This window comes from Trabulsiella odontotermitis (assembly GCF_001188485.1).
Taxonomy (GTDB): domain Bacteria; phylum Pseudomonadota; class Gammaproteobacteria; order Enterobacterales; family Enterobacteriaceae; genus Trabulsiella; species Trabulsiella odontotermitis_A.
On the sequence record NZ_JNGH01000095.1, the window covers coordinates 34100 to 56094 of the forward strand.

The window sequence follows — 21995 nt, forward strand, 5'->3', positions numbered from 1 at the left end:
GCGTTTTTATGGCACTATTTTCTTCACTATTTTCATTCCGACTTCAGACAAGGACACGTTGTGAACGGTGAACTGATTTGGGTGCTGTGCCTGCTGGCGGTTGCCGTGGTGTTATTCGCCACCGGTAAAGTGCGCATGGATGCGGTGGCACTGTTGGTGATTGTCGCGTTTGTACTGAGCGACACGCTAACCCTGAGCGAAGCTTTCTCTGGCTTCAGCGATCCGAACATTATTCTTATTGCGGCGCTGTTTATCATCGGCGACGGTCTTGTGCGCACCGGCGTCGCAACCAATATGGGCGCCTGGCTGGTCAAAGTGGCCGGTAACAGCGAAACCAAAATGCTGGTCTGCCTGATGCTGACCGTGGCCGGACTGGGCGCGTTTATGAGCTCCACCGGCGTGGTGGCTATTTTTATCCCCGTCGTGTTAAGCGTCTCGATGCGCATGGAAATCTCCCCCTCCCGGCTGATGATGCCATTAAGCTTTGCCGGGCTTATCAGCGGCATGATGACGTTAGTCGCGACGCCGCCAAACCTGGTCATCCACAGCGAACTGATCCGCGAAGGGTTCGACGGATTCAGCTTCTTCAGCGTCACGCCGATTGGCCTGGTGGTGCTGCTGATGGGGATCGTCTACATGCTGCTGACGCGCTTTATGTTGAAAAGTGAAAAGCAGGACACCCCCGGCGATGGCTGGAAACGCCCGTCGTTTCGCGATCTTATCCGCGAATATCGCCTGACGGGTCGCGCCCGGCGGCTGGCTATCCGCCCCGGCTCACCGATGATCGGCCAGCGGCTGGACGATCTGCGCCTGCGTGAACGTTACGGCGCCAACGTCATCGGTGTGGAGCGCTGGCGGCGCTTCCGGCGGGTAATTGTGAACGTGAACGGTGTTTCCGAGTTCCGTGCCCGCGATGTGTTGCTTATTGATATGTCTGCCGCGGATGTCGATTTGCGTCAGTTTTGCAGCGAACAACTGCTGGAGCCGATGGTGCTGCGTGGTGAGTATTTCTCCGATCAGTCGCTGGATGTGGGGATGGCGGAAGTGTCGCTGATCCCGGATTCTGAACTGCTCGGCAAAACCGTTCGTGAAATCTCCTTTCGTACCCGCTACGGCCTGAATATTGTCGGCCTGAAGCGCGGCGGACAGGCAATGGACGGCGCGGTGGTGGATGAGCCGTTGCAGCATGGCGACGTGGTGCTGGTGGTGGGAAACTGGAAACAGATCAGCCTGCTGGCGCAGAACGGGCGCGATTTCGTCGTGCTCAATGTGCCCATCGAAGAGAGCGAGGCGTCCCCGGCACACAGCCAGGCGCCGCACGCGATTTTTTGCCTGGTGTTGATGGTGGCGCTGATGCTCACCGACGAAATTCCCAATCCCATCGCGGCGATTGTTGCCTGCCTGCTGATGGGCCGCTTTCGCTGCATCGACGCCGAGAGCGCCTACAAAGCGATTCACTGGCCGAGCATTATCCTGATCGTCGGCATGATGCCCTTCGCCCATGCGCTGCAAAAGACCGGCGGCGTGGATTTGATCGTCCGCGGATTGATGGACATCGGCGGGCAGCAGGGGCCGTATCTGATGCTGGGCTGTCTGTTCGTGATGTGCGCGGTGATTGGCCTCTTCATTTCTAACACCGCCACGGCAGTGCTGATGGCGCCTATCGCGCTGGCGGCGGCCAAAACCATGGGCGTTTCGCCGTATCCGTTTGCGATGGTGGTGGCGATGGCGGCTTCGGCGGCCTTTATGACGCCAGTATCGTCACCGGTCAACACGCTGGTGCTGGGGCCGGGGAATTATACATTCAGTGATTTTATGAAACTGGGGATCCCGTTCACCGTGCTGGTGATGGTGGTTTGTGTTCTGCTGATCCCGGTGCTGTTCCCGTTCTGAGGAGAATGCCGGGCAGGGCGCCCGGCAACCGTTAAAGCGGCGAATCCTGGCTGATTTCGTCCAGCGACAGATGAAAGCTCGGCACAAACACCTGCATGAAATAATCCATCTCCTTGCTGCGGCGCGATTCCAGCGTTTTCTCCAGACGCGCTTTGGCCAGCAGAAACTCGTTGTTGCCTGCGGACAGCTCTTCCAGGCATTTCAGGTAGGCGCAGAGCGCGTCTGCCTGCTTGACGATCGACTTCTCTTCTTCGCTGTACTGACGGTCATCAATCAGCGGTTCAAAGATATCGCGTAGCTCCTCCGGCACCATATCCACCAGCTTCTGCTGGGCGATCTTTTCGATGGCTTTGTATTCCTGGGCGATCTGCGAATTGAAGTACTTTACCGGCGTCGGTAAATCCCCGGTCAGCACTTCGGAGGCGTCGTGGTACATCGCCAGCAGCGCGATGCGATCGGCATTCACCTGACCGCCAAACTTACGGTTTTTGATTGCCGCCAGCGCATGCGCCACCATAGCGACCTGCAGGCTGTGCTCGGAGACGTTCTCTGTACGGACGTTACGCATCAGCGGCCAACGATTGATTAACTTCAGGCGTGAAAGATGGGCAAAGAAGTGACTCTGGCTCATAGCGATCCTTAATCAATAACAGCGTTCGGAATATTGTGCGCAGAGATGACCGCCGGATGCAAACCCCGGCGGTCAGGAAGATTACAGCTGATGATACCCGGAGAGGAAGCGACCGAAGCGGGTGATAGACATCTCCAGCTCGTCGAGGCGGGGCAGGGTGACGATGCGAACGTGGTCCGGCCACGGCCAGTTAAACGCCGTACCCTGAACCAGCAGCACTTTTTCCTGTAACAGGAAATCGAGGACCATTTTCTGGTCGTCATGAATATTGAAGCGTTTGGCATCAATTTTCGGGAACATATACAGCGCGCCTTTCGGTTTCATGCAGGAAACGCCCGGGATCTCGTTAATCAGCTCCCACGCGCGGTTACGCTGCTCGTACAGACGACCGCCCGGCATGATGAACTCGCTGATGCTCTGATAGCCGCCCAGCGCCGTCTGAATGGCGTGCTGTGCCGGAACGTTGGCGCACAGGCGCATCGAGGCCAGCATCTCCAGCCCTTCGATATACCCTTTGGCGTGTTTTTTCGGCCCGTTAAGTACCATCCAGCCCTGACGGAAACCGGCAACGCGGTAGGTTTTCGACAGACCGTTAAAGGTAATAGTGAGCAGGTCCGGCGCCATTGCGGCAATAGAATGATGCTCGGCATCATCGTAAAGAATCTTGTCGTAAATCTCGTCGGCGAAAATAATCAGATTATGCTGACGGGCGATTTCGACGATCTCCATCAGCAATTCTTTGGAATAGACGGCGCCGGTCGGGTTGTTCGGATTGATGATCACAATCCCACGGGTGCGCGGGGTGATTTTGGCACGAATGTCGTCGAGATCCGGGAACCAGTCAGAGGACTCATCACACAGATAGTGCACCGCTTTGCCGCTGGAAAGCGACACGGCGGCGGTCCACAGGGGGTAATCCGGTGCCGGTACCAGCATTTCGTCGCCGCTGTTCAGCAGCGCCTGCATCGCCTGCACGATAAGCTCGGAGACGCCGTTACCGATATAGATATCTTCAACGGTCACGTCACGCATACCGCGCGCCTGATAGTGCTGCATGATGGCTTTACGGGCAGAATAGAGACCTTTGGAGTCGCAATATCCCTGCGCCGTCGGCAGGTTACGAATCACATCAACCAGAATCTCATCAGGGGCGTCGAAACCGAAGGGCGCCGGGTTGCCGATATTCAGTTTGAGAACTTTATTGCCTTCTTCTTCAAGACGTTTTGCTTCTTTCAGAACCGGGCCGCGGATGTCGTAACAGACATTATCAAGTTTGCTGGATTTTTCGATGGGGGACATGAATCGTTGACCTTTTAGCTATTATTGTGACTCCCTGCCGTGGAAGTCAGCACGGAATAATGTACTCCCCACAGGGGGGTTTTAGAAGGGTCAGCAGACGAAGATTTTGCCAGTGATGGTCAATTATGCTGCTCTGTTTTGCTGTTACGGCAAGCGGAAATGGCGATATGTTGCATGTTTTTATCGTATTGATGGTAAGACATGCTGAGAAAGACGGATTTTAGTGGATCATATGCTAAATAAAAAATATGACCTCTATCAGACTCTGTGCCAGGATGAGGAAGCGAAGCCGCAACAGGAAAGAGAAAATAGCGGCATTATTGTCGTTTTCTCTTTTTTAAATGAAACATTCTCTGTAAAAGCAATGTTAAGTGATGTTAATGATTAAATAATTAAACAATTAATCATCCTTTATTAAATGCAAAATAGTTCACAGGCTTTCTTATTTACGATTAAAGTACTTTGAAAACTATAAGAAAATTTGTGTGAGTTTCTTCTCATTAACACTTATAAATATAATGGTTTTAGGTTAGGATACGGATGTTAATTATTCAGTTTGGCGGTTTCCCGCCGTGCGAAAGCCGAATGTTAACATGGATAACTATTTGTTATTGCTGATATTTTGTTTAATTGTTGCTACGGTTTAGTTCTATTCTTTTTATGGCAAGCTACCTGGAATTTTTGCGAGACCTGAGAGTTTACTAAAGGTTACTGCAATAAAAGAGGGAACTGAATAACTACAAAAAATCAATGATAAACAAAAATATAGCTAAGGGGTCTGTTCACGTCAGAGCAGGCAAGCGTATTCAATGCAATAACGCTCTTTCAGGCGGTTTTCTGGTGGGTTCTCACTGCCAGAGACACGATTCAAATGGAATTGCCTGAAGTTTTGAGCACAGCATTAACCGGGCAGGTCAGCACGAGCAACCTGTAAGTGAAGAATCATGATAACTGCAAATCGTCCGATACTGAATCTCGACCTCGATCTGCTGAGAACGTTTGTTGCGGTCGCTGATCTGAATACTTTTGCTGCGGCAGCGTCTGCAGTGGGTCGTACCCAGTCCGCCGTCAGTCAGCAGCGCCTGGAACAACTTGTCGGGAAGGAGCTTTTCGCCCGACACGGGCGCAATAAACTGTTGACGGAACATGGCATTCAGCTTTTGGGATACGCGAGGAAGATCCTTCGTTTTAACGATGAAGCATGCACATCGTTAATGTTTAGCAACTTGCAAGGCACGTTGACGATTGGCGCATCTGATGAGTCAGCCGATACGATCCTGCCGTTTTTACTCAATCGAATCAGCTCGGTATATCCCAAGCTGGCACTGGATGTTCGTGTAAAGCGTCATGCGGAAATGGCGGATATGCTGCACAACCACGATGTGGATCTGGCGCTAACGTCGCACCGCTTGGTGCCGTTCGACAGCCATATTCTGCGCACGTCGCCGACGTTGTGGTATTGCGCTGCTGAATATGTCATGCAAACCGGTGAGCCCGTGCCGCTGGTTTTGCTTGACGATCCGAGCCCATTCCGTGACGTCATCCTTGAGGCACTGGATGCGGCGCACATTCCGTGGCGTCTGGCCTATGTCGCCTCTACGCTTGCGGCGGTGCGTGCGGCGGTGAAAGCCGGCCTGGGGGTAACCGCGCGTCCGGTAGAGATGATGAGTCCGGAACTGCGCGTGTTAGGGAAAACCGACGGGCTGCCCGTCTTACCGGATACGGAATATTTACTGAGCCGCAATCTGCACAGCACAAATGAACTGGTGGATATCATCTTCCAGTCGCTAAGCCAGCAGCATAATCCGTGGTATCGGTACGGGTCGTATACTCCCGAAGGAGGAGATGACACCCGTGAGCTGGAACCGGGTTTTGAATAACCGTTTAGCTTAATTCTGGTAACAAATTGTAATTCCAGAAATGCGCCACAGTTTTGCATTTTTTGCACTGTGGCCAACTTTTTGCATATCGTTCTGGCGTAGCGTCTGCGCTATGTCGCTTTGTCAAAGCATTTCAGCGTGTTAACCCCCGGCCTGCACTCTTTACGCTTCTTTATTTCACCCTCTCCGTCAGAACTGCTAATGTTAAAAAAACGGTGGGATTGTTGCTGTTTTTATTAGGCAATTAACAAAACCGTGTCACAGATCAAGAAAATACTCCTCATTAGGGGGAGGAATCCCGGAGAAATCCTGTCAAAATAGGACGGTAATTCTCGTTTACACTTGGGACGGACACGATTCAACAACAAGAAATTCCTAACGCGATTGTGCTGTTTTACAGAAAATCGCATTAATTGTTAATGAAATGGGTCTCGTGTAAATTAATGTGAGGATACTTTTGTTAAAGTTGACAAAAGGTTATAGAAAGGAGTAAAAAACTCCAGCATTTAGCCGCCTGCGCACTACTTCAGGCACATTAGTTGGGTTTTTTGTTCCTCCCCATGAATCGATGTGGCGTTCATCTGCCAGCAAGAGCAGCGTTTTTGACGTCACCACTTTGGTTAAGCAATGCGTATGTCAACATCCACTGAAGTCATCGCTCATCACTGGGCATTCGCTATATTTCTCATCATCGCCATTGGCCTTTGTTGCTTCATGCTGATCGGTGGTTGGTATCTTGGTGGTCGCGCACGCGCGCGTAGTAAAAACACCCCCTTTGAATCGGGTATCGACTCTGTAGGTTCTGCCCGCTTACGCCTCTCCGCAAAGTTCTACCTCGTTGCCATGTTCTTCGTCATCTTCGACGTCGAAGCCTTGTATCTGTACGCATGGTCAACCTCCATCCGCGAAAGCGGCTGGGGGGGNNGCGCGCTGGACTGGACGCCTGCACGTTCACGTCGCACGCTGGTAAATCCGGAAGCAGAAAGCGCCACTAACCGTCATACGCAGTAAAAGCGAGGCAATAAGATGGATTATACGCTCACCCGCATAGATCCTAACGGTGAGAACGACCGTTACCCCCTGCAAAAACAGGAGATCGTAACCGACCCCCTGGAGCAAGAAGTCAATAAGAGCGTGTATATGGGGAAACTCGAACACGCGCTGCACGACATGGTCAACTGGGGCCGCAAGAACTCAATCTGGCCTTACAACTTTGGCCTGTCCTGCTGCTACGTTGAAATGGTGACGTCATTCACTGCGGTGCATGACGTCGCGCGTTTTGGTGCCGAGGTACTGCGTGCGTCCCCGCGTCAGGCTGACCTGATGGTGGTCGCCGGAACCTGCTTCACCAAAATGGCCCCGGTTATTCAACGCCTTTACGACCAGATGCTGGAGCCGAAATGGGTGATTTCCATGGGCGCCTGTGCAAACTCTGGCGGTATGTACGACATTTATTCTGTTGTGCAGGGCGTTGACAAGTTTATCCCGGTTGATGTGTACATCCCTGGCTGTCCGCCACGCCCGGAGGCCTACATGCAAGCGCTGATGCTGCTGCAGGAATCCATCGGCAAAGAGCGTCGTCCGCTCTCCTGGGTAGTGGGAGACCAGGGAGTTTATCGCGCTAACATGCAGTCCGAACGCGAGCGTAAACGCGGCGAACGTATTGCGGTAACGAACCTGCGCACTCCCGACGAGATTTAACTTGCGCCTGCGGGTCGTGGATTTCCCCTTCGCAGATCACAATAAATAACGCGAAGCCACACCCGACAGTCACCACGGACCTTTTGCAATGGTGAACAATATGACCGATTTAACCGCGCATGACGCCGCCACATGGCAAACCCGGGATCATCTCGACGATCCTGTTATTGGCGAACTGCGCAACCGTTTTGGGCCGGATGCCTTTACTGTTCAGCCAACCCGCACCGGGGTACCCGTTGTTTGGGTGAAACGCGAACAGCTGCTGGAAGTGGGCGATTTCCTTAAGAAACTGCCGAAACCTTACGTCATGCTGTTTGACTTACACGGCATGGACGAACGTCTGCGTACCAACCGCGAAGGGTTACCTGCCGCGGATTTCTCCGTTTTCTATCACCTGATTTCAGTAGACCGCAACCGCGACATCATGCTCAAGGTGGCGCTGTCTGAAAACGATCTCCATCTGCCCACGTTCACCAAACTGTTCCCGAACGCCAACTGGTATGAGCGGGAAACCTGGGAGATGTTCGGCATTACCTTTGACGGTCACCCGAATCTGCGCCGCATCATGATGCCGCCGACCTGGGAAGGGCATCCGCTGCGTAAAGACTACCCGGCGCGCGCCACCGAATTCGATCCGTTTGAGCTGACCAAAGCCAAACAGGATCTCGAAATGGAAGCGCTGACTTTCAAACCGGAAGAGTGGGGCATGAAGCGTGGCACCGAAAACGAGGACTTCATGTTCCTCAACCTCGGTCCGAACCACCCGTCCGCGCACGGTGCGTTCCGTATCATTCTGCAGCTTGATGGCGAAGAGATTGTCGACTGCGTCCCGGACATCGGTTATCACCACCGTGGCGCCGAGAAAATGGGCGAACGCCAGTCCTGGCACAGCTACATTCCGTACACTGACCGTATCGAGTACCTCGGCGGCTGCGTGAACGAAATGCCCTACGTGCTGGCGGTAGAAAAACTGGCGGGGATCACCGTACCGGATCGCGTTAACGTCATCCGCGTGATGCTCTCTGAGCTGTTCCGCATCAACAGCCACCTGCTGTATATCTCCACGTTTATTCAGGACGTCGGGGCGATGACGCCAGTCTTCTTCGCCTTTACCGATCGTCAGAAAATCTACGATCTGGTTGAAGCGATCACCGGTTTCCGTATGCACCCGGCGTGGTTCCGCATCGGCGGCGTCGCGCACGATTTGCCGCGCGGCTGGGATCGCCTGCTGCGTGAGTTCCTCGAGTGGATGCCAAAGCGTCTGGATTCCTACGAGAAAGCCGCGCTGCGCAACACCATTCTGAAGGGACGTTCTCAGGGCGTCGCCGCGTATAACGCGAAAGAAGCGCTGGAGTGGGGTACCACGGGCGCTGGCCTGCGTGCGACCGGTATCGGTTTCGACGTGCGTAAATGGCGTCCGTACTCGGGTTACGAGAACTTTGACTTTGAAGTCCCGGTGGGCGGCGGTGTTTCCGACTGTTACACCCGCGTGATGCTGAAAGTAGAAGAGCTGCGCCAGAGTCTGCGCATTCTTCAGCAGTGCCTCGATAACATGCCGGAAGGCCCGTTCAAAGCGGATCACCCGCTGACCACGCCGCCGCCGAAAGAGCGCACGCTGCAACATATCGAAACCCTGATTACGCACTTCCTGCAGGTTTCCTGGGGTCCGGTAATGCCGGCCAACGAATCCTTCCAGATGGTTGAGGCAACCAAGGGTATCAACAGTTACTACCTGACCAGCGACGGCAGCACCATGAGCTACCGCACCCGTATCCGTACGCCAAGTTTTGCGCACCTGCAGCAAATTCCGGCGGCGATCCGCGGCAGTCTGGTTTCTGACCTGATTGTCTATCTGGGTAGTATCGATTTTGTTATGTCAGATGTGGACCGCTAATTATGCACGAGAATCAACAACCACAAACCGAGGCTTTTGAGCTGAGTGCGGCAGAGCGTGAGGCGATTGAGCACGAGAAGCACCACTACGAAGACCCGCGTGCGGCGTCCATTGAAGCGCTGAAAATCGTTCAGAAACAGCGTGGTTGGGTGCCGGACGGCGCAATCTATGCCATTGCTGAGGTGCTGGATATACCGGCCAGCGACGTAGAAGGCGTGGCAACGTTCTACAGCCAGATCTTCCGCCAGCCGGTTGGCCGCCACGTGATCCGCTATTGCGACAGCGTGGTGTGTCATATCACCGGCTACCAGGGCATTCAGGCCGCTATCGAGAAAAAACTCGATATCAAGCCGGGCCAGACCACCTTTGATGGCCGCTTTACCCTGCTGCCGACCTGCTGCCTGGGTAACTGCGACAAAGGGCCGACCATGATGATTGACGACGACACGCACAGTCATCTGACGCCGGACGCCATCCCGGACCTGCTGGAGCGGTACAAATAATGAAAAACATTATTCTGACGCCGGAAACACATCCGCTGACCTGGCGTCTACGCGATGACAAACAGCCGGTATGGCTGGATGAGTATCAGANCTCTCTGGCATGGCACCGGACGAGATCGTCAACGCGGTAAAAGACGCTGGCCTGAAAGGGCGTGGCGGCGCGGGCTTCTCCACCGGTTTGAAGTGGAGCCTGATGCCGAAAGACGAATCCATGAACATCCGTTACCTGCTGTGTAACGCCGATGAAATGGAGCCGGGCACCTATAAAGACCGTCTGCTGATGGAACAGCTGCCGCACCTGCTGGTGGAAGGCATGCTGATTTCCGCGTTTGCGCTGAAAGCGTACCGTGGCTACATCTTCCTGCGTGGCGAATACATCGAAGCGGCGGTAAACCTGCGCCGTGCGATTGCCGAAGCCACCGAAGCGGGCCTGCTTGGCAAAAATATTCTTGGTACCGGGTTCGACTTCGAACTGTTCGTACACACCGGGGCAGGTCGTTATATCTGCGGTGAAGAGACCGCGCTGATTAACTCCCTCGAAGGTCGCCGCGCGAACCCGCGTTCGAAGCCGCCGTTCCCGGCAAGCTCCGGCGTATGGGGCAAACCGACCTGCGTCAACAACGTTGAAACCCTGTGTAACGTCCCGGCGATTCTGGAAAATGGTGTCGAATGGTATCAGAACATCTCGAAGAGCAAAGATGCGGGTACCAAGCTGATGGGCTTCTCCGGTCGCGTGAAGAACCCGGGCGTCTGGGAACTGCCGTTTGGCACCACCGCGCGTGAAATCCTCGAAGACTACGCGGGCGGCATGCGTGATGGCCTGAAATTTAAAGCCTGGCAGCCAGGCGGTGCGGGCACCGATTTCCTGACCGACGCACACCTTGATCTGCCGATGGAATTTGAAAGCATTGGTAAAGCGGGCAGCCGTCTGGGTACGGCGCTGGCGATGGCCGTTGACCATGAGATCAACATGGTGTCGCTGGTGCGTAACCTGGAAGAGTTCTTCGCACGCGAGTCCTGTGGCTGGTGTACGCCGTGCCGTGATGGCCTGCCGTGGAGCGTGAAGATCCTGCGCGCTATCGAACGTGGCGAAGGCCAGCCGGGTGATATCGAAACGCTTGAGCAGCTGTGCCGCTTCCTCGGCCCGGGCAAAACCTTCTGTGCGCATGCGCCAGGTGCGGTTGAGCCACTGCAGAGTGCGATCAAATATTTCCGTGACGAATTCGAAGCAGGCATCAAGCAGCAGTTCAGCAATACTCATCTGATTGATGGGATCCAGCCGAACCTGCTGAAGACGCGCTGGTAATCAAAGAATTTTTTAATTTTGGAAGCATGCTAATGGCTACGATCCATGTAGACGGCAAAGAATACGAGGTGAACGGGGCGGACAACCTGCTGCAGGCTTGTCTCTCGCTTGGCCTTGATATTCCGTACTTTTGCTGGCATCCGGCGCTGGGAAGCGTTGGGGCTTGCCGCCAGTGTGCGGTGAAGCAATATCAAAACGCGGAAGACACGCGTGGCCGCCTGGTGATGTCCTGTATGACACCAGCATCTGACGGCACCTTTATCTCGATTGATGACGACGAAGCGAAACAGTTCCGCGAGAGCGTGGTCGAGTGGCTGATGACCAACCACCCGCACGACTGCCCGGTCTGTGAAGAAGGCGGCAACTGCCACCTGCAGGATATGACCGTGATGACCGGTCACAGCTTCCGTCGCTACCGTTTCACCAAACGTACCCACCGCAATCAGGATCTGGGGCCGTTCATCTCTCACGAAATGAACCGCTGCATCGCCTGCTACCGCTGTGTGCGTTACTACAAAGATTACGCGGATGGCGAAGATCTGGGCGTGTATGGCGCTCATGACAACGTCTACTTTGGTCGCCCGGAAGACGGTACGCTGGAAAGCGAATTCTCCGGCAACCTGGTCGAAATCTGCCCGACCGGCGTCTTCACCGACAAAACGCACTCCGAGCGTTACAACCGTAAATGGGACATGCAGTTTGCGCCGAGCATCTGCCAGCAGTGTTCCATTGGCTGTAACACCAGCCCGGGCGAGCGTTATGGTGAACTGCGTCGTATCGAAAACCGTTACAACGGTACCGTTAACCACTATTTCCTCTGCGATCGCGGTCGTTTTGGTTACGGCTATGTGAACCTGAAAGACCGTCCGCGTCAGCCGGTTCAGCGTCGTGGCGACGATCTGATCACCCTCAACGCCGAACAGGCGATGCAGGGCGCGGCAGATATCCTGCGCCAGTCGAAGAAAGTGATCGGTATCGGCTCCCCGCGCGCCAGCATCGAAAGTAACTTCGCGCTGCGCGAACTGGTGGGTGCGGAAAACTTCTATACCGGTATCGCCAAAGGCGAGCAGGCGCGTCTGCAACTGATGCTGAAAGTGCTGCGCGAATCGGGCGTGCATACGCCGTCGCTGCGTGACATCGAGTCTTATGATGCGGTGCTAGTACTCGGCGAAGACATCACTCAGACCGGTGCACGCGTTGCGCTGGCGGTGCGTCAGGCGGTGAAAGGCAAAGCACGCGAAATGGCCGCGGCCCAGAAAGTGGCTGACTGGCAGATTGCGGCGATCCTCAACATCGGTCAGCGCGCGAAACATCCGCTGTTCGTCACCAACGTCGATAACACCCGTCTGGACGACATCGCCGCGTGGACCTACCGCGCACCGGTAGAAGACCAGGCGCGTTTAGGTTTCGCCATCGCCCACGCACTGGACAACAACGCCCCGGCAGTCGACGGCCTGAGCAACGATCTGAAAGGCAAAGTTGACGTTATCGTGCAGGCACTGGCGGGTGCGAAGAAACCGCTGATTATCTCCGGCACCAACGCCGGTAGCGCGGAAATGCTGCAGGCCGCGGCGAACGTCGCCAAAGCGCTGAAAAGCCGCGGTGCCGACGTTGGCGTGACGATGGTTGCCCGTGCGGTGAACAGCGTTGGCCTTGGCATGATGGATGGTGGCTCGCTGGAAGCGGCGCTCGATGAACTGGAAAGCGGCGCGGCCGATGCGGTCATCGTGCTGGAAAACGATCTCCACCGCCACGCTTCCGCCGCGCGCGTTGATGCTGCGCTGGCTAAAGCGCCGCTGGTGATGGTGGTTGACCATCAACGCACCGCGATCATGGAAAAAGCCCATCTGGTGCTGTCCGCTGCAAGCTTTGCTGAAAGCGACGGCACGGTCATCAACAACGAAGGCCGCGCACAGCGCTTCTTCCAGGTATATGACCCGGCGTACTACGACAACAGCAACATCATGCTGGAAAGCTGGCGTTGGCTGCATTCGCTGCACAGTACCGTGGAAAACCGTGAGGTTGACTGGACGCAGCTGGATCACGTGATCGACGCGGTTATTGAAAAACTGCCGCAGTTCGCCGGGATCAAAGATGCCGCGCCGGACGCGTCCTTCCGCATTCGTGGTCAGAAACTGGCGCGTGAACCGCATCGCTACAGCGGTCGTACGGCCATGCGCGCGAACATCAGCGTGCACGAGCCGCGTCAGCCGCAGGACAAAGACACCATGTTTGCCTTCTCGATGGAAGGGAACAACCAGCCATCTGCCCCGCGTTCGCAAATTCCGTTTGCCTGGGCGCCGGGCTGGAACTCCCCGCAGGCCTGGAACAAATTCCAGGACGAAGTGGGCGGCAAACTGCGTCATGGTGATCCGGGCGTACGTCTGATTGAAGCTTCCGACACCGGTCTGGATTATTTCACTGCCGTTCCGGCGGGCTTCCAGGCGGAAGAGGGGAAATGGCGTATCGCGCCGTACTACCATCTGTTCGGCAGCGACGAAATGTCGCAGCGTTCACCGGTCTTCCAGAGCCGCATGCCGCAGCCGTACATCAAGCTCAACCCGGCCGATGCCGCGAAGCTTGGCGTAAATACGGGCGCGACAGTGGCGTTTAGCTACGAAGGTCAGACGATCCGTCTGCCGGTTGTCCTTTCCGAAGGGCTGACGGCAGGGCAGGTCGGGTTACCGATGGGCATGCCGGGCATTGCGCCGGTACTGACCGGGGCGCGAATTGATAATCTGCAGGAGGCCAAAGCATGAGTTGGTTAACACCGGATGTTATCGACATTCTGTTAGGCGTCCTGAAAGCGGTTGTCATTCTGCTGGTGGTGGTCACCTGCGGCGCGTTCATGAGCTTCGGCGAGCGTCGTCTGCTCGGGCTGTTCCAGAACCGTTATGGACCGAACCGTGTGGGCTGGGGTGGTTCACTCCAGCTGGTCGCGGACATGATCAAGATGTTCTTCAAAGAGGACTGGACGCCGCGCTTCTCGGACCGCGTGATCTTCACGCTGGCACCGATGATTGCGTTCACCTCGCTGCTGCTGGCCTTTGCGATTGTACCGGTCAGCCCGAGCTGGGTGGTGGCCGATCTCAACATCGGCATCCTGTTCTTCCTGATGATGGCAGGCCTGGCGGTGTACGCCGTGCTGTTTGCCGGCTGGTCGAGTAACAACAAATACTCGCTGCTCGGTGCGATGCGTGCTTCCGCGCAGACGCTGAGTTACGAGGTGTTCCTCGGTCTGTCGCTGATGGGCGTAGTGGCGCAGGCGGGGTCATTCAATATGACTGACATCGTCAACAACCAGGCGCATCTGTGGAACATCATCCCGCAGTTCTTCGGCTTTGTGACGTTTGCGATCGCGGGCGTGGCGGTGTGTCACCGTCACCCGTTCGACCAACCGGAAGCCGAGCAGGAACTGGCGGACGGCTACCACATTGAATATTCCGGCATGAAGTTCGGTCTGTTCTTCGTGGGTGAATATATCGGTATCGTCACCGTGTCAGCGCTGATCGTCACGCTGTTCTTCGGCGGCTGGAATGGTCCGTTCTTACCTCCGTTCATCTGGTTTGCGATTAAAACCGCATTCTTCATGATGATGTTCATTTTGATCCGTGCTTCATTGCCGCGTCCGCGTTATGACCAGGTAATGTCCTTCGGCTGGAAAGTGTGCCTGCCGCTGACGCTGATCAACTTGTTGGTAACGGCGGGGGGGGTTTTTTTNCAATAAGGGGTGAAAAGACCATGACCTTAAAAGAATTATTGGTAGGCTTCGGCACCCAGGTTCGCAGTATCTGGATGATCGGCCTGCATGCGTTCGCCAAACGCGAAACGCGCATGTATCCCGAGGAGCCGGTGTATCTGGCACCGCGCTATCGCGGACGCATTGTCTTAACGCGTGACCCCGACGGTTCTGAGCGCTGCGTCGCCTGTAACCTGTGTGCGGTAGCGTGCCCGGTAGGCTGTATTTCTCTGCAAAAAGCAGAGACGGTAGACGGCCGCTGGTATCCGGAGTTTTTCCGCATTAACTTCTCACGCTGCATTTTCTGCGGTCTGTGTGAAGAAGCGTGCCCGACCACGGCGATTCAGTTGACCCCGGACTTCGAGCTGGGCGAGTACAAGCGTCAGGATCTGGTGTACGAGAAAGAGGATCTGCTGATTTCCGGTCCGGGCAAATACCCGGAATATAACTTCTACCGGATGGCGGGTATGGCAATCGACGGCAAAGATAAAGGCGAGGCGGAAAACGAAGCCAAACCGATCGACGTCAAGAGCCTGTTACCGTAAGGAGAGGGGCAATGGAATTCGCTTTTTATATCTGTGGCCTTATCGCCATCCTGGCCACCCTGAGGGTGATTACCCACACCAATCCGGTGCATGCGTTGCTGTACCTGATCATTTCGCTGCTGGCGATCTCCGGGGTGTTCTTTTCGCTGGGCGCTTACTTCGCCGGTGCGCTGGAAATCATCGTCTACGCCGGGGCCATCATGGTGCTGTTCGTCTTCGTGGTGATGATGCTCAACCTGGGCGGTTCGGAAATCGACCAGGAGCGCAAATGGCTGCAGCCGCAAATCTGGATTGGCCCGGCCATTCTGTCAGCGGTGCTACTGGCGGTGATCGTGTACGCCATTCTTGGTCTTAACGATCAGGGCATTGATGGCAACGCCATCAGCGCGAAAGAGGTGGGTATTACGCTGTTCGGGCCGTACGTTCTGGCAGTTGAACTGGCGTCCATGCTGCTGCTGGCGGGTCTGGTTGTAGCCTTCCACGTCGGGCGTGAAGATCGCGCCGGTGAAGTGCTGAGCAACCGCACCGACGACCGTGCGAAAAGAAAAACGGAGGAACACGCATGATCCCCTTAACACATGGACTGATCCTCGCCGCGATCTTATTCGTTCTCGGTCTTACTGGTCTGGTTATCCGCCGCAATCTGCTGTTTATGCTGATTAGTCTGGAAATCATGATCAACGCCGCGGCGCTGGCGTTTGTGGTTGCCGGCAGCTACTGGGGCCAGACCGACGGTCAGGTGATGTATATCCTCGCGATTAGCCTTGCGGCTGCGGAAGCGAGTATTGGCCTGGCGCTGCTGCTGCAGCTCCATCGTCGCCGCCAGAATCTGAACATCGATTCAGTAAGTGAGTTGCGTGGATGAACATGCTTGCCTTAACCATTATTCTGCCATTGATTGGCTTTGTGCTGCTGGCCTTCTCCCGCGGCCGCTGGTCGGAAAACCTTTCCGCCACGGTGGGCGTCGGCTCGATTGGCCTGGCGGCGCTGGTCACCGCATTTGTTGGCGTTGAGTTCTTCAACAATGGCCAGCAGGCGTTCAGCGTCCCGCTGTGGACCTGGATGTCGGTCGGCGACTTTAACATCGGCTTCAACCTGGTGCTGGACGGCCTGTCACTGACGATGCTGTCCGTAGTCACCGGCGTGGGCTTCCTCATCCACATGTTCGCCTCCTGGTATATGCGTGGTGAAGAGGGCTACTCCCGCTTCTTCGCCTATACCAACCTGTTCATCGCCAGCATGGTGGTTCTGGTGCTCGCCGACAACCTGCTGCTGATGTACCTCGGCTGGGAAGGCGTGGGCCTGTGTTCTTACCTGCTGATCGGTTTCTACTACACCGATCCGAAAAACGGCGCGGCGGCGATTAAAGCGTTTGTCGTGACCCGTGTGGGTGACGTTTTCCTCGCGTTCGCGCTGTTCATTCTCTACAACGAACTGGGCACCCTGAACTTCCGCGAGATGGTCGAACTGGCACCGGCGCACTTTGCTAACGGCAATAATATGCTGATGTGGGCAACGCTGATGCTGCTCGGTGGTGCGGTTGGTAAATCCGCGCAACTGCCGTTGCAGACGTGGCTTGCGGACGCGATGGCCGGTCCTACCCCGGTTTCTGCACTGATCCACGCGGCGACCATGGTGACCGCGGGCGTTTACCTGATTGCCCGTACTCACGGCCTGTTCCTGATGACCCCGGAAATTCTGCATCTGGTCGGTATCGTCGGTGCGGTCACGCTGGTGCTGGCAGGGTTTGCGGCGCTGGTTCAGACCGACATCAAACGTGTTCTCGCATACTCCACCATGAGCCAGATTGGCTACATGTTCCTGGCGCTGGGCGTTCAGGCGTGGGACGCGGCGATTTTCCACCTGATGACCCACGCGTTCTTCAAAGCGCTGCTGTTCCTGTCGTCAGGCTCGGTGATCCTCGCCTGCCATCACGAACAGAACATTTTCAAAATGGGTGGCCTGCGTAAATCTATTCCGCTGGTGTATGTCTGCTTCCTCGTGGGGGGCGCGGCGCTGTCTGCGCTGCCGCTGATCACCGCGGGCTTCTTCAGTAAGGACGAAATCCTTGCCGGTGCGATGGCGAACGGTCACATCAATCTGATGGTGGCGGGTCTGGTCGGGGCGTTTATGACCTCGCTCTATACCTTCCGTATGATCTTCATCGTCTTCCACGGCAAAGAGCAGATCCACGCCCACGCAGGGAAGGGGATTACCCACCATCTGCCGCTGATTGTGCTGCTGATCCTCTCCACCTTCGTTGGCGCAATGATTGTGCCGCCGCTGGCGGGCGTGCTGCCGCAGACTACGGAGCTTGAGCACGGTCGCGTCATGACCCTGGAAATCACCTCCGGCGTGGTGGCGATTGCCGGCATTCTGATTGCCGCCTGGCTGTGGCTGGGTAAACGCACGCTGGTCACCGCAGTGGCCAACAGCGGTCCGGGCCGTCTGCTGGGCGCCTGGTGGTTCAATGCGTGGGGCTTCGACTGGCTGTATGACAAAGTCTTCGTGAAGCCGTACCTCGGCATTGCATGGCTGCTGAAGCGCGATCCGCTGAATGCGCTGATGAACATTCCGGCGATTCTGTCCCGCTTTGCAGGCAAAGGTCTGCTGTTCAGCGAGAACGGTTATCTGCGCTGGTATGTCGCATCCATGAGTATCGGCGCTGTGGTGGTATTGGCGCTGTTGATGGTATTGCGTTGATTTCAAGTACTGAATTTAGAATATAAGGGACATACGCAGCTATGTTATTACCTTGGTTAATTTTAATCCCGTTTATCGGCGGGGTTCTGTNNGGATCCCGCGCTTCGGTATCAACATCCACCTGGCTATCGATGGTCTGTCGCTGCTGATGGTGGTGCTGACCGGTCTGCTCGGCGTGCTGGCGGTGCTCTGTTCCTGGCGCGAAATCGAGAAATACCAGGGCTTCTTCCACCTCAACCTGATGTGGATCCTGGGCGGCGTTATCGGCGTGTTCCTTGCCATCGACATGTTCCTGTTCTTCTTCTTCTGGGAAATGATGCTGGTGCCGATGTACTTCCTGATCGCGCTGTGGGGCCACAAAGCGTCAGACGGTAAAACGCGTATCACGGCGGCGACCAAGTTCTTCATCTACACCCAGGCGAGCGGTCTGGTGATGCTGATTGCTATCCTGGCGCTGGTATTTGTCCACTACAACGCGACCGGCATCTGGACCTTCAGTTACGAAGATCTGCTGAAAACGCCGATGTCTCACGGCGTGGAATATCTGCTGATGCTGGGCTTTTTCATCGCGTTTGCGGTGAAAATGCCGGTAGTGCCGCTGCACGGCTGGTTGCCGGATGCGCACTCCCAGGCACCGACGGCGGGTTCCGTTGACCTCGCAGGGATTTTGCTGAAAACCGCGGCCTACGGTCTGCTGCGCTTCTCGCTGCCGCTGTTCCCGAACGCCTCTGCAGAGTTTGCACCGATTGCCATGTGGCTCGGCGTGATTGGCATCTTCTACGGCGCGTGGATGGCCTTCGCGCAGACGGACATCAAGCGTCTGATTGCTTACACCTCCGTCTCGCACATGGGCTTCGTGCTGATTGCCATCTACACCGGCAGCCAGCTGGCGTACCAGGGCGCGGTGATTCAGATGATCGCGCACGGTCTGTCTGCGGCGGGTCTGTTCATCATCTGCGGTCAGCTGTATGAACGTCTGCACACCCGCGACATGCGCATGATGGGCGGTCTGTGGAGCAAAATTAAATGGCTGCCGGCGATGTCGCTGTTCTTCGCCGTGGCAACGCTGGGTATGCCAGGTACCGGGAACTTCGTGGGTGAATTCATGATCCTGTTCGGCAGCTACCAGGTGGTGCCGGTCATTACCGTGATTTCAACGTTCGGCCTGGTTTTCGCGTCCGTTTACTCGCTGGCGATGCTGCATCGCGCTTACTTCGGTAAAGCGAAGAGTGAACTGGCGGTGCAAGAGCTGCCGGGGATGTCGCTGCGTGAGCTGTTTATCATCCTGTTGCTGGTCGTGCTGCTGGTGCTGTTGGGCTTCTACCCGCAGCCAATTCTGGATACGTCGCACTCTGCAATGGGCAATATCCAGCAGTGGTTTGTTAATTCTGTTTCTACTACAAGGCCGTAAATCGCCATGACAATAACTCCACAACAACTGATTGCGCTGCTCCCGCTGCTGATCGTCGGCTTGACGGTGGTGGTTGTGATGCTCTCCATTGCGTGGCGACGCAACCATTTTCTCAATGCCACGCTGTCGGTCATTGGGCTGAACGTCGCGCTCGTATCACTCTGGTACGTGGGTCAGGCCGGGGCGATGGACGTCACGCCGCTGATGCGCGTCGACGGCTACGCCATGCTCTACACCGGGCTGGTGCTGCTGGCGAGCCTCGCCACCTGTACGTTTGCCTATCCGTGGCTTGAGGGCTACACCGACAACAAAGACGAGTTCTATCTGCTGGTGCTGATTGCCGCGTTGGGCGGGATCCTGCTGGCGAACGCGAACCATCTGGCGTCGCTGTTCCTCGGTATTGAACTTATCTCTCTGCCGCTGTTCGGCCTGATTGGCTACGCGTTCCGTCAGAAACGGTCTCTGGAAGCGAGCATCAAGTACACCATCCTCTCTGCCGCAGCGTCGTCTTTCCTGCTGTTCGGTATGGCGCTGGTGTATGCGAACGCCGGCAGCTTGTCGTTCGTCGCGCTCGGTAAGAGCCTGGCGGACAACATGCTGCACGAGCCGCTGCTGCTGGCGGGGCGCTGGTGCCGTTCCATCTGTGGACGCCAGACGTGTATCAGGGTGCGCCTGCGCCGGTCTCCACCTTCCTGGCGACCGCCAGCAAGATCGCCATCTTTGGCGTGGTGATGCGCCTGTTCCTGTACATGCCGGTTGGCGACAGCGAAGCAGTGCGCGTGGTGCTGGGTATTATCGCCTTCGCGTCTATCATCTTCGGTAACCTGATGGCGCTGAGCCAGACCAACATCAAGCGTCTGCTCGGTTACTCTTCCATCTCTCACCTCGGTTACCTGTTGGTGGCGCTGATTGCCCTGCACAGCGGCGAGATGTCGATGGAAACCGTCGGCGTTTACCTGGCCGGTTATCTGTTCAGCAGCCTCGGCGCTTTCGGCGTGGTGAGCCTGATGTCCAGCCCGTACCGTGGCCCGGATGCCGATTCCCTGTTCTCCTACCGTGGTCTGTTCTGGCACCGTCCGATTCTGTCGGCGGTCATGACGGTGATGATGCTGTCGCTGGCGGGTATCCCGATGACGCTCGGCTTTATCGGTAAATTCTACGTGCTGGCTGTGGGTGTGAATGCGCACCTGTGGTGGCTGACGGCTGCGGTGGTGATTGGTTCTGCTATCGGTCTCTATTACTACCTGCGCGTGGCGGTGAGCCTGTACCTGAGCGCGCCGCAGCAGCTGAATCGCGATGCGCCGACCAACTGGCAGTACAGCGCTGGCGGTATCGTGGTGCTGATTTCCGCGCTGCTGGTGCTGATCCTCGGTGTCTGGCCGCAGCCGCTTATTAGCATTGTCCAGTTAGCAATGCCGATGATGTAAAAACAAAAAACCCGCTTCGGCGGGTTTTTTCATGGGCGATTCGGTTACGCGATTTGCCGACGACTGATCAGCGGCCCACCCGTTTTCTGGTCGGCGCGCTCCAGCACTTCTTCAATCACGGACGACAGCTCGTTAATCTCAAATTTCGCCACATAGCCATCGGCACGCACTTTGCGGATATGATCTTCGTTGGCATTCCCTGACAGCGACGAGTGGATCACCACCGGAATATGCTTCAGCCGTTCATCGGTTTTGATTTTGCGCGTTAACGTAAATCCGTCCATTTCCGGCATTTCGAGGTCGGTGAGCACCAGCGCGATCTTATCGGAGATCGGCACGCCAGCCGCCTGCGCTTCTTCTGCCAGCTTCTCGATTTTTTCCCACGCTTCTTTACCGGTCACGTGCATCTGCGCCGGGATATCCATCGCCTTCAGCCCTTTTTCGAGCATCGCGCGCGCCACTTTGGAGTCTTCGGCAACAATCGCCGTCGCACCCGGTTTGATCTTCATTTTGGGCGCTTCAAGATGTGTTGCATGGAGGTCATGATCGGCAGGGACGATGTCATACAGGATCTGTTCAACGTCGATCACCATCGCCAGGTTGTTGCTGTCCTTATCGTCATCCAGACAGGCGATACTGGTGATGTATTGACCGTTAACCGCTTTTTCCGCCGTGTGGATCTGCGTCCAGTCGAGGCGAATAATGTTTTCCACGGATTCCACGGCAAACGCCTGCACGCTGCGGGCATATTCGGTGATCAGCAAAATATTCAGCCCGTTAGCAGGCTTGCAGCCCGCCACCGATGGCAGGTCGATAACCGGAATGATTTGATCGCGGATATTCACCATGCCCAGCACGGGATGTTTAATACCGGCGGGTTTGGTATAGGCGGGCATAGGGACGATTTCGCGTAGTTTGAAAACGTTGATGCCAAACAGTTCTGATTTTTCACCCTGCACGGTTTCACCAAGACGAAACAGCAACAGCTCAAAGCGGTTAGACAGGGTGAGGTTCGCCCTGTCGTCGATATCTTTCTGGAAATTATCCATCGTGCCCTCAGAAG

Annotated in this window: 15 protein-coding genes and 5 pseudogenes; 17 read left to right on the plus strand and 3 right to left on the minus strand. The window is 55.9% G+C overall.

The genetic code is table 11. The features are described 5' to 3' along the window. Positions 1-60 precede the first annotated feature (60 nt). Positions 61-1893 carry an SLC13 family permease gene (locus tag GM30_RS13555; protein WP_049849038.1) on the plus strand — a complete coding sequence of 611 codons (1833 nt, stop codon included), beginning with the start codon at positions 61-63 and terminating at the stop codon, positions 1891-1893. Positions 1894-1924: 31 nt separating this feature from the next. Here GM30_RS13555 and yfbR read toward each other — a convergent pair whose 3' ends face one another. Continuing rightward, on the minus strand, positions 1925-2524 hold the full coding sequence (yfbR, locus tag GM30_RS13560; protein ID WP_049849039.1) for a 5'-deoxynucleotidase: 600 nt from the start codon (positions 2522-2524) through the stop codon (positions 1925-1927). A gap of 81 nt (positions 2525-2605) precedes the next feature. Continuing rightward, positions 2606-3823, minus strand: coding sequence for an alanine transaminase AlaA (gene alaA / locus GM30_RS13565; RefSeq protein WP_049849040.1), 1218 nt, complete (start codon positions 3821-3823; stop codon positions 2606-2608). Between the two features lie 223 nt (positions 3824-4046). On the opposite strand from alaA, the gene GM30_RS26190 reads away from it, so the two are divergent. From GM30_RS26190 to nuoN, 16 genes and pseudogenes are all read left to right on the plus strand, one after another. Beyond that, positions 4047-4211, plus strand: coding sequence for a hypothetical protein (locus GM30_RS26190; RefSeq protein WP_155483979.1), 165 nt, complete (start codon positions 4047-4049; stop codon positions 4209-4211). Between the two features lie 556 nt (positions 4212-4767). Then, the gene (gene lrhA / locus GM30_RS13570) at positions 4768-5703 is read left to right on the plus strand and encodes a transcriptional regulator LrhA (protein WP_049849041.1); all 936 of its coding nucleotides are present in this window, start codon (positions 4768-4770) and stop codon (positions 5701-5703) included. 627 nt (positions 5704-6330) lie between these two features. Continuing rightward, a pseudogene (gene nuoA, locus GM30_RS13575) lies at positions 6331-6621 on the plus strand (NADH-quinone oxidoreductase subunit NuoA); the annotation flags it as partial. 7 nt (positions 6622-6628) lie between these two features. Next, positions 6629-6714 (plus strand): annotated as a pseudogene (locus GM30_RS28220) (NADH-quinone oxidoreductase subunit A); the annotation flags it as partial. A 15-nt stretch (positions 6715-6729) separates the two neighbouring features. Continuing rightward, the gene (nuoB, locus tag GM30_RS13580; RefSeq protein ID WP_002913178.1) at positions 6730-7404 is read left to right on the plus strand and encodes an NADH-quinone oxidoreductase subunit NuoB; all 675 of its coding nucleotides are present in this window, start codon (positions 6730-6732) and stop codon (positions 7402-7404) included. An 88-nt stretch (positions 7405-7492) separates the two neighbouring features. Beyond that, a complete protein-coding gene (gene nuoC, locus GM30_RS13585) occupies positions 7493-9298 on the plus strand; it encodes an NADH-quinone oxidoreductase subunit C/D (RefSeq protein WP_124965805.1) in 1806 nt (601 codons plus the stop codon). Positions 9299-9300: 2 nt separating this feature from the next. Further along, positions 9301-9801 carry an NADH-quinone oxidoreductase subunit NuoE gene (gene nuoE / locus GM30_RS13590; protein ID WP_049849043.1) on the plus strand — a complete coding sequence of 167 codons (501 nt, stop codon included), beginning with the start codon at positions 9301-9303 and terminating at the stop codon, positions 9799-9801. Then, positions 9801-11107, plus strand: a pseudogene (gene nuoF, locus GM30_RS13595) (NADH-quinone oxidoreductase subunit NuoF). The gene nuoE and the pseudogene nuoF overlap by 1 nt, the downstream one beginning before the upstream one ends. 32 nt (positions 11108-11139) lie before the next feature. Further along, complete coding sequence (nuoG, locus tag GM30_RS13600; RefSeq protein WP_049849044.1) at positions 11140-13866, plus strand: NADH-quinone oxidoreductase subunit NuoG; 2727 nt, start codon at positions 11140-11142, stop codon at positions 13864-13866. Continuing rightward, positions 13863-14834: an NADH-quinone oxidoreductase subunit NuoH gene (gene nuoH, locus GM30_RS13605; RefSeq protein ID WP_049849045.1), complete on the plus strand. Its 972-nt coding sequence runs from the start codon at positions 13863-13865 to the stop codon at positions 14832-14834. The genes nuoG and nuoH overlap by 4 nt, the downstream gene beginning before the upstream one ends. 14 nt (positions 14835-14848) lie before the next feature. After that, a complete protein-coding gene (gene nuoI, locus GM30_RS13610) occupies positions 14849-15391 on the plus strand; it encodes an NADH-quinone oxidoreductase subunit NuoI (RefSeq protein ID WP_049849046.1) in 543 nt (180 codons plus the stop codon). An 11-nt stretch (positions 15392-15402) separates the two neighbouring features. Next, positions 15403-15957, plus strand: a complete 555-nt coding sequence (gene nuoJ / locus GM30_RS13615; RefSeq protein ID WP_049849047.1) for an NADH-quinone oxidoreductase subunit J — start codon at positions 15403-15405, stop codon at positions 15955-15957. Next, the gene (gene nuoK, locus GM30_RS13620; RefSeq protein ID WP_038156609.1) at positions 15954-16256 is read left to right on the plus strand and encodes an NADH-quinone oxidoreductase subunit NuoK; all 303 of its coding nucleotides are present in this window, start codon (positions 15954-15956) and stop codon (positions 16254-16256) included. Before nuoJ ends, nuoK begins: the two co-directional genes overlap by 4 nt. Further along, complete coding sequence (nuoL, locus tag GM30_RS13625) at positions 16253-18094, plus strand: NADH-quinone oxidoreductase subunit L (RefSeq protein WP_049849048.1); 1842 nt, start codon at positions 16253-16255, stop codon at positions 18092-18094. The genes nuoK and nuoL overlap by 4 nt, the downstream gene beginning before the upstream one ends. A 94-nt stretch (positions 18095-18188) precedes the next feature. Continuing rightward, positions 18189-19505, plus strand: a pseudogene (gene nuoM / locus GM30_RS13630) (NADH-quinone oxidoreductase subunit M); the annotation flags it as partial. A 6-nt stretch (positions 19506-19511) separates the two neighbouring features. After that, a pseudogene (nuoN, locus tag GM30_RS13635) lies at positions 19512-20932 on the plus strand (NADH-quinone oxidoreductase subunit NuoN). Between the two features lie 44 nt (positions 20933-20976). Here the strand turns inward: nuoN and GM30_RS13640 are convergent. Then, positions 20977-21981, minus strand: a complete 1005-nt coding sequence (locus tag GM30_RS13640; protein ID WP_049849050.1) for a chemotaxis protein — start codon at positions 21979-21981, stop codon at positions 20977-20979. Between the last annotated feature and the right edge of the window lie 14 nt (positions 21982-21995).

What these genes read in the sequence shown, in the direction of transcription:
- yfbR (WP_049849039.1), bottom strand. Translation starts at nt 2,524, where the DNA reads ATGAGCCAGAGTCACTTCTTTGCCCATCTTTCACGCCTGAAGTTAATC.
- alaA (WP_049849040.1), bottom strand. Translation starts at nt 3,823, where the DNA reads ATGTCCCCCATCGAAAAATCCAGCAAACTTGATAATGTCTGTTACGAC.
- lrhA (WP_049849041.1), top strand. Translation starts at nt 4,768, where the DNA reads ATGATAACTGCAAATCGTCCGATACTGAATCTCGACCTCGATCTGCTG.
- nuoB (WP_002913178.1), top strand. Translation starts at nt 6,730, where the DNA reads ATGGATTATACGCTCACCCGCATAGATCCTAACGGTGAGAACGACCGT.
- nuoC (WP_124965805.1), top strand. Translation starts at nt 7,493, where the DNA reads ATGGTGAACAATATGACCGATTTAACCGCGCATGACGCCGCCACATGG.
- nuoE (WP_049849043.1), top strand. Translation starts at nt 9,301, where the DNA reads ATGCACGAGAATCAACAACCACAAACCGAGGCTTTTGAGCTGAGTGCG.
- nuoG (WP_049849044.1), top strand. Translation starts at nt 11,140, where the DNA reads ATGGCTACGATCCATGTAGACGGCAAAGAATACGAGGTGAACGGGGCG.
- nuoI (WP_049849046.1), top strand. Translation starts at nt 14,849, where the DNA reads ATGACCTTAAAAGAATTATTGGTAGGCTTCGGCACCCAGGTTCGCAGT.
- nuoJ (WP_049849047.1), top strand. Translation starts at nt 15,403, where the DNA reads ATGGAATTCGCTTTTTATATCTGTGGCCTTATCGCCATCCTGGCCACC.
- nuoK (WP_038156609.1), top strand. Translation starts at nt 15,954, where the DNA reads ATGATCCCCTTAACACATGGACTGATCCTCGCCGCGATCTTATTCGTT.
- nuoL (WP_049849048.1), top strand. Translation starts at nt 16,253, where the DNA reads ATGAACATGCTTGCCTTAACCATTATTCTGCCATTGATTGGCTTTGTG.
- GM30_RS13640 (WP_049849050.1), bottom strand. Translation starts at nt 21,981, where the DNA reads ATGGATAATTTCCAGAAAGATATCGACGACAGGGCGAACCTCACCCTG.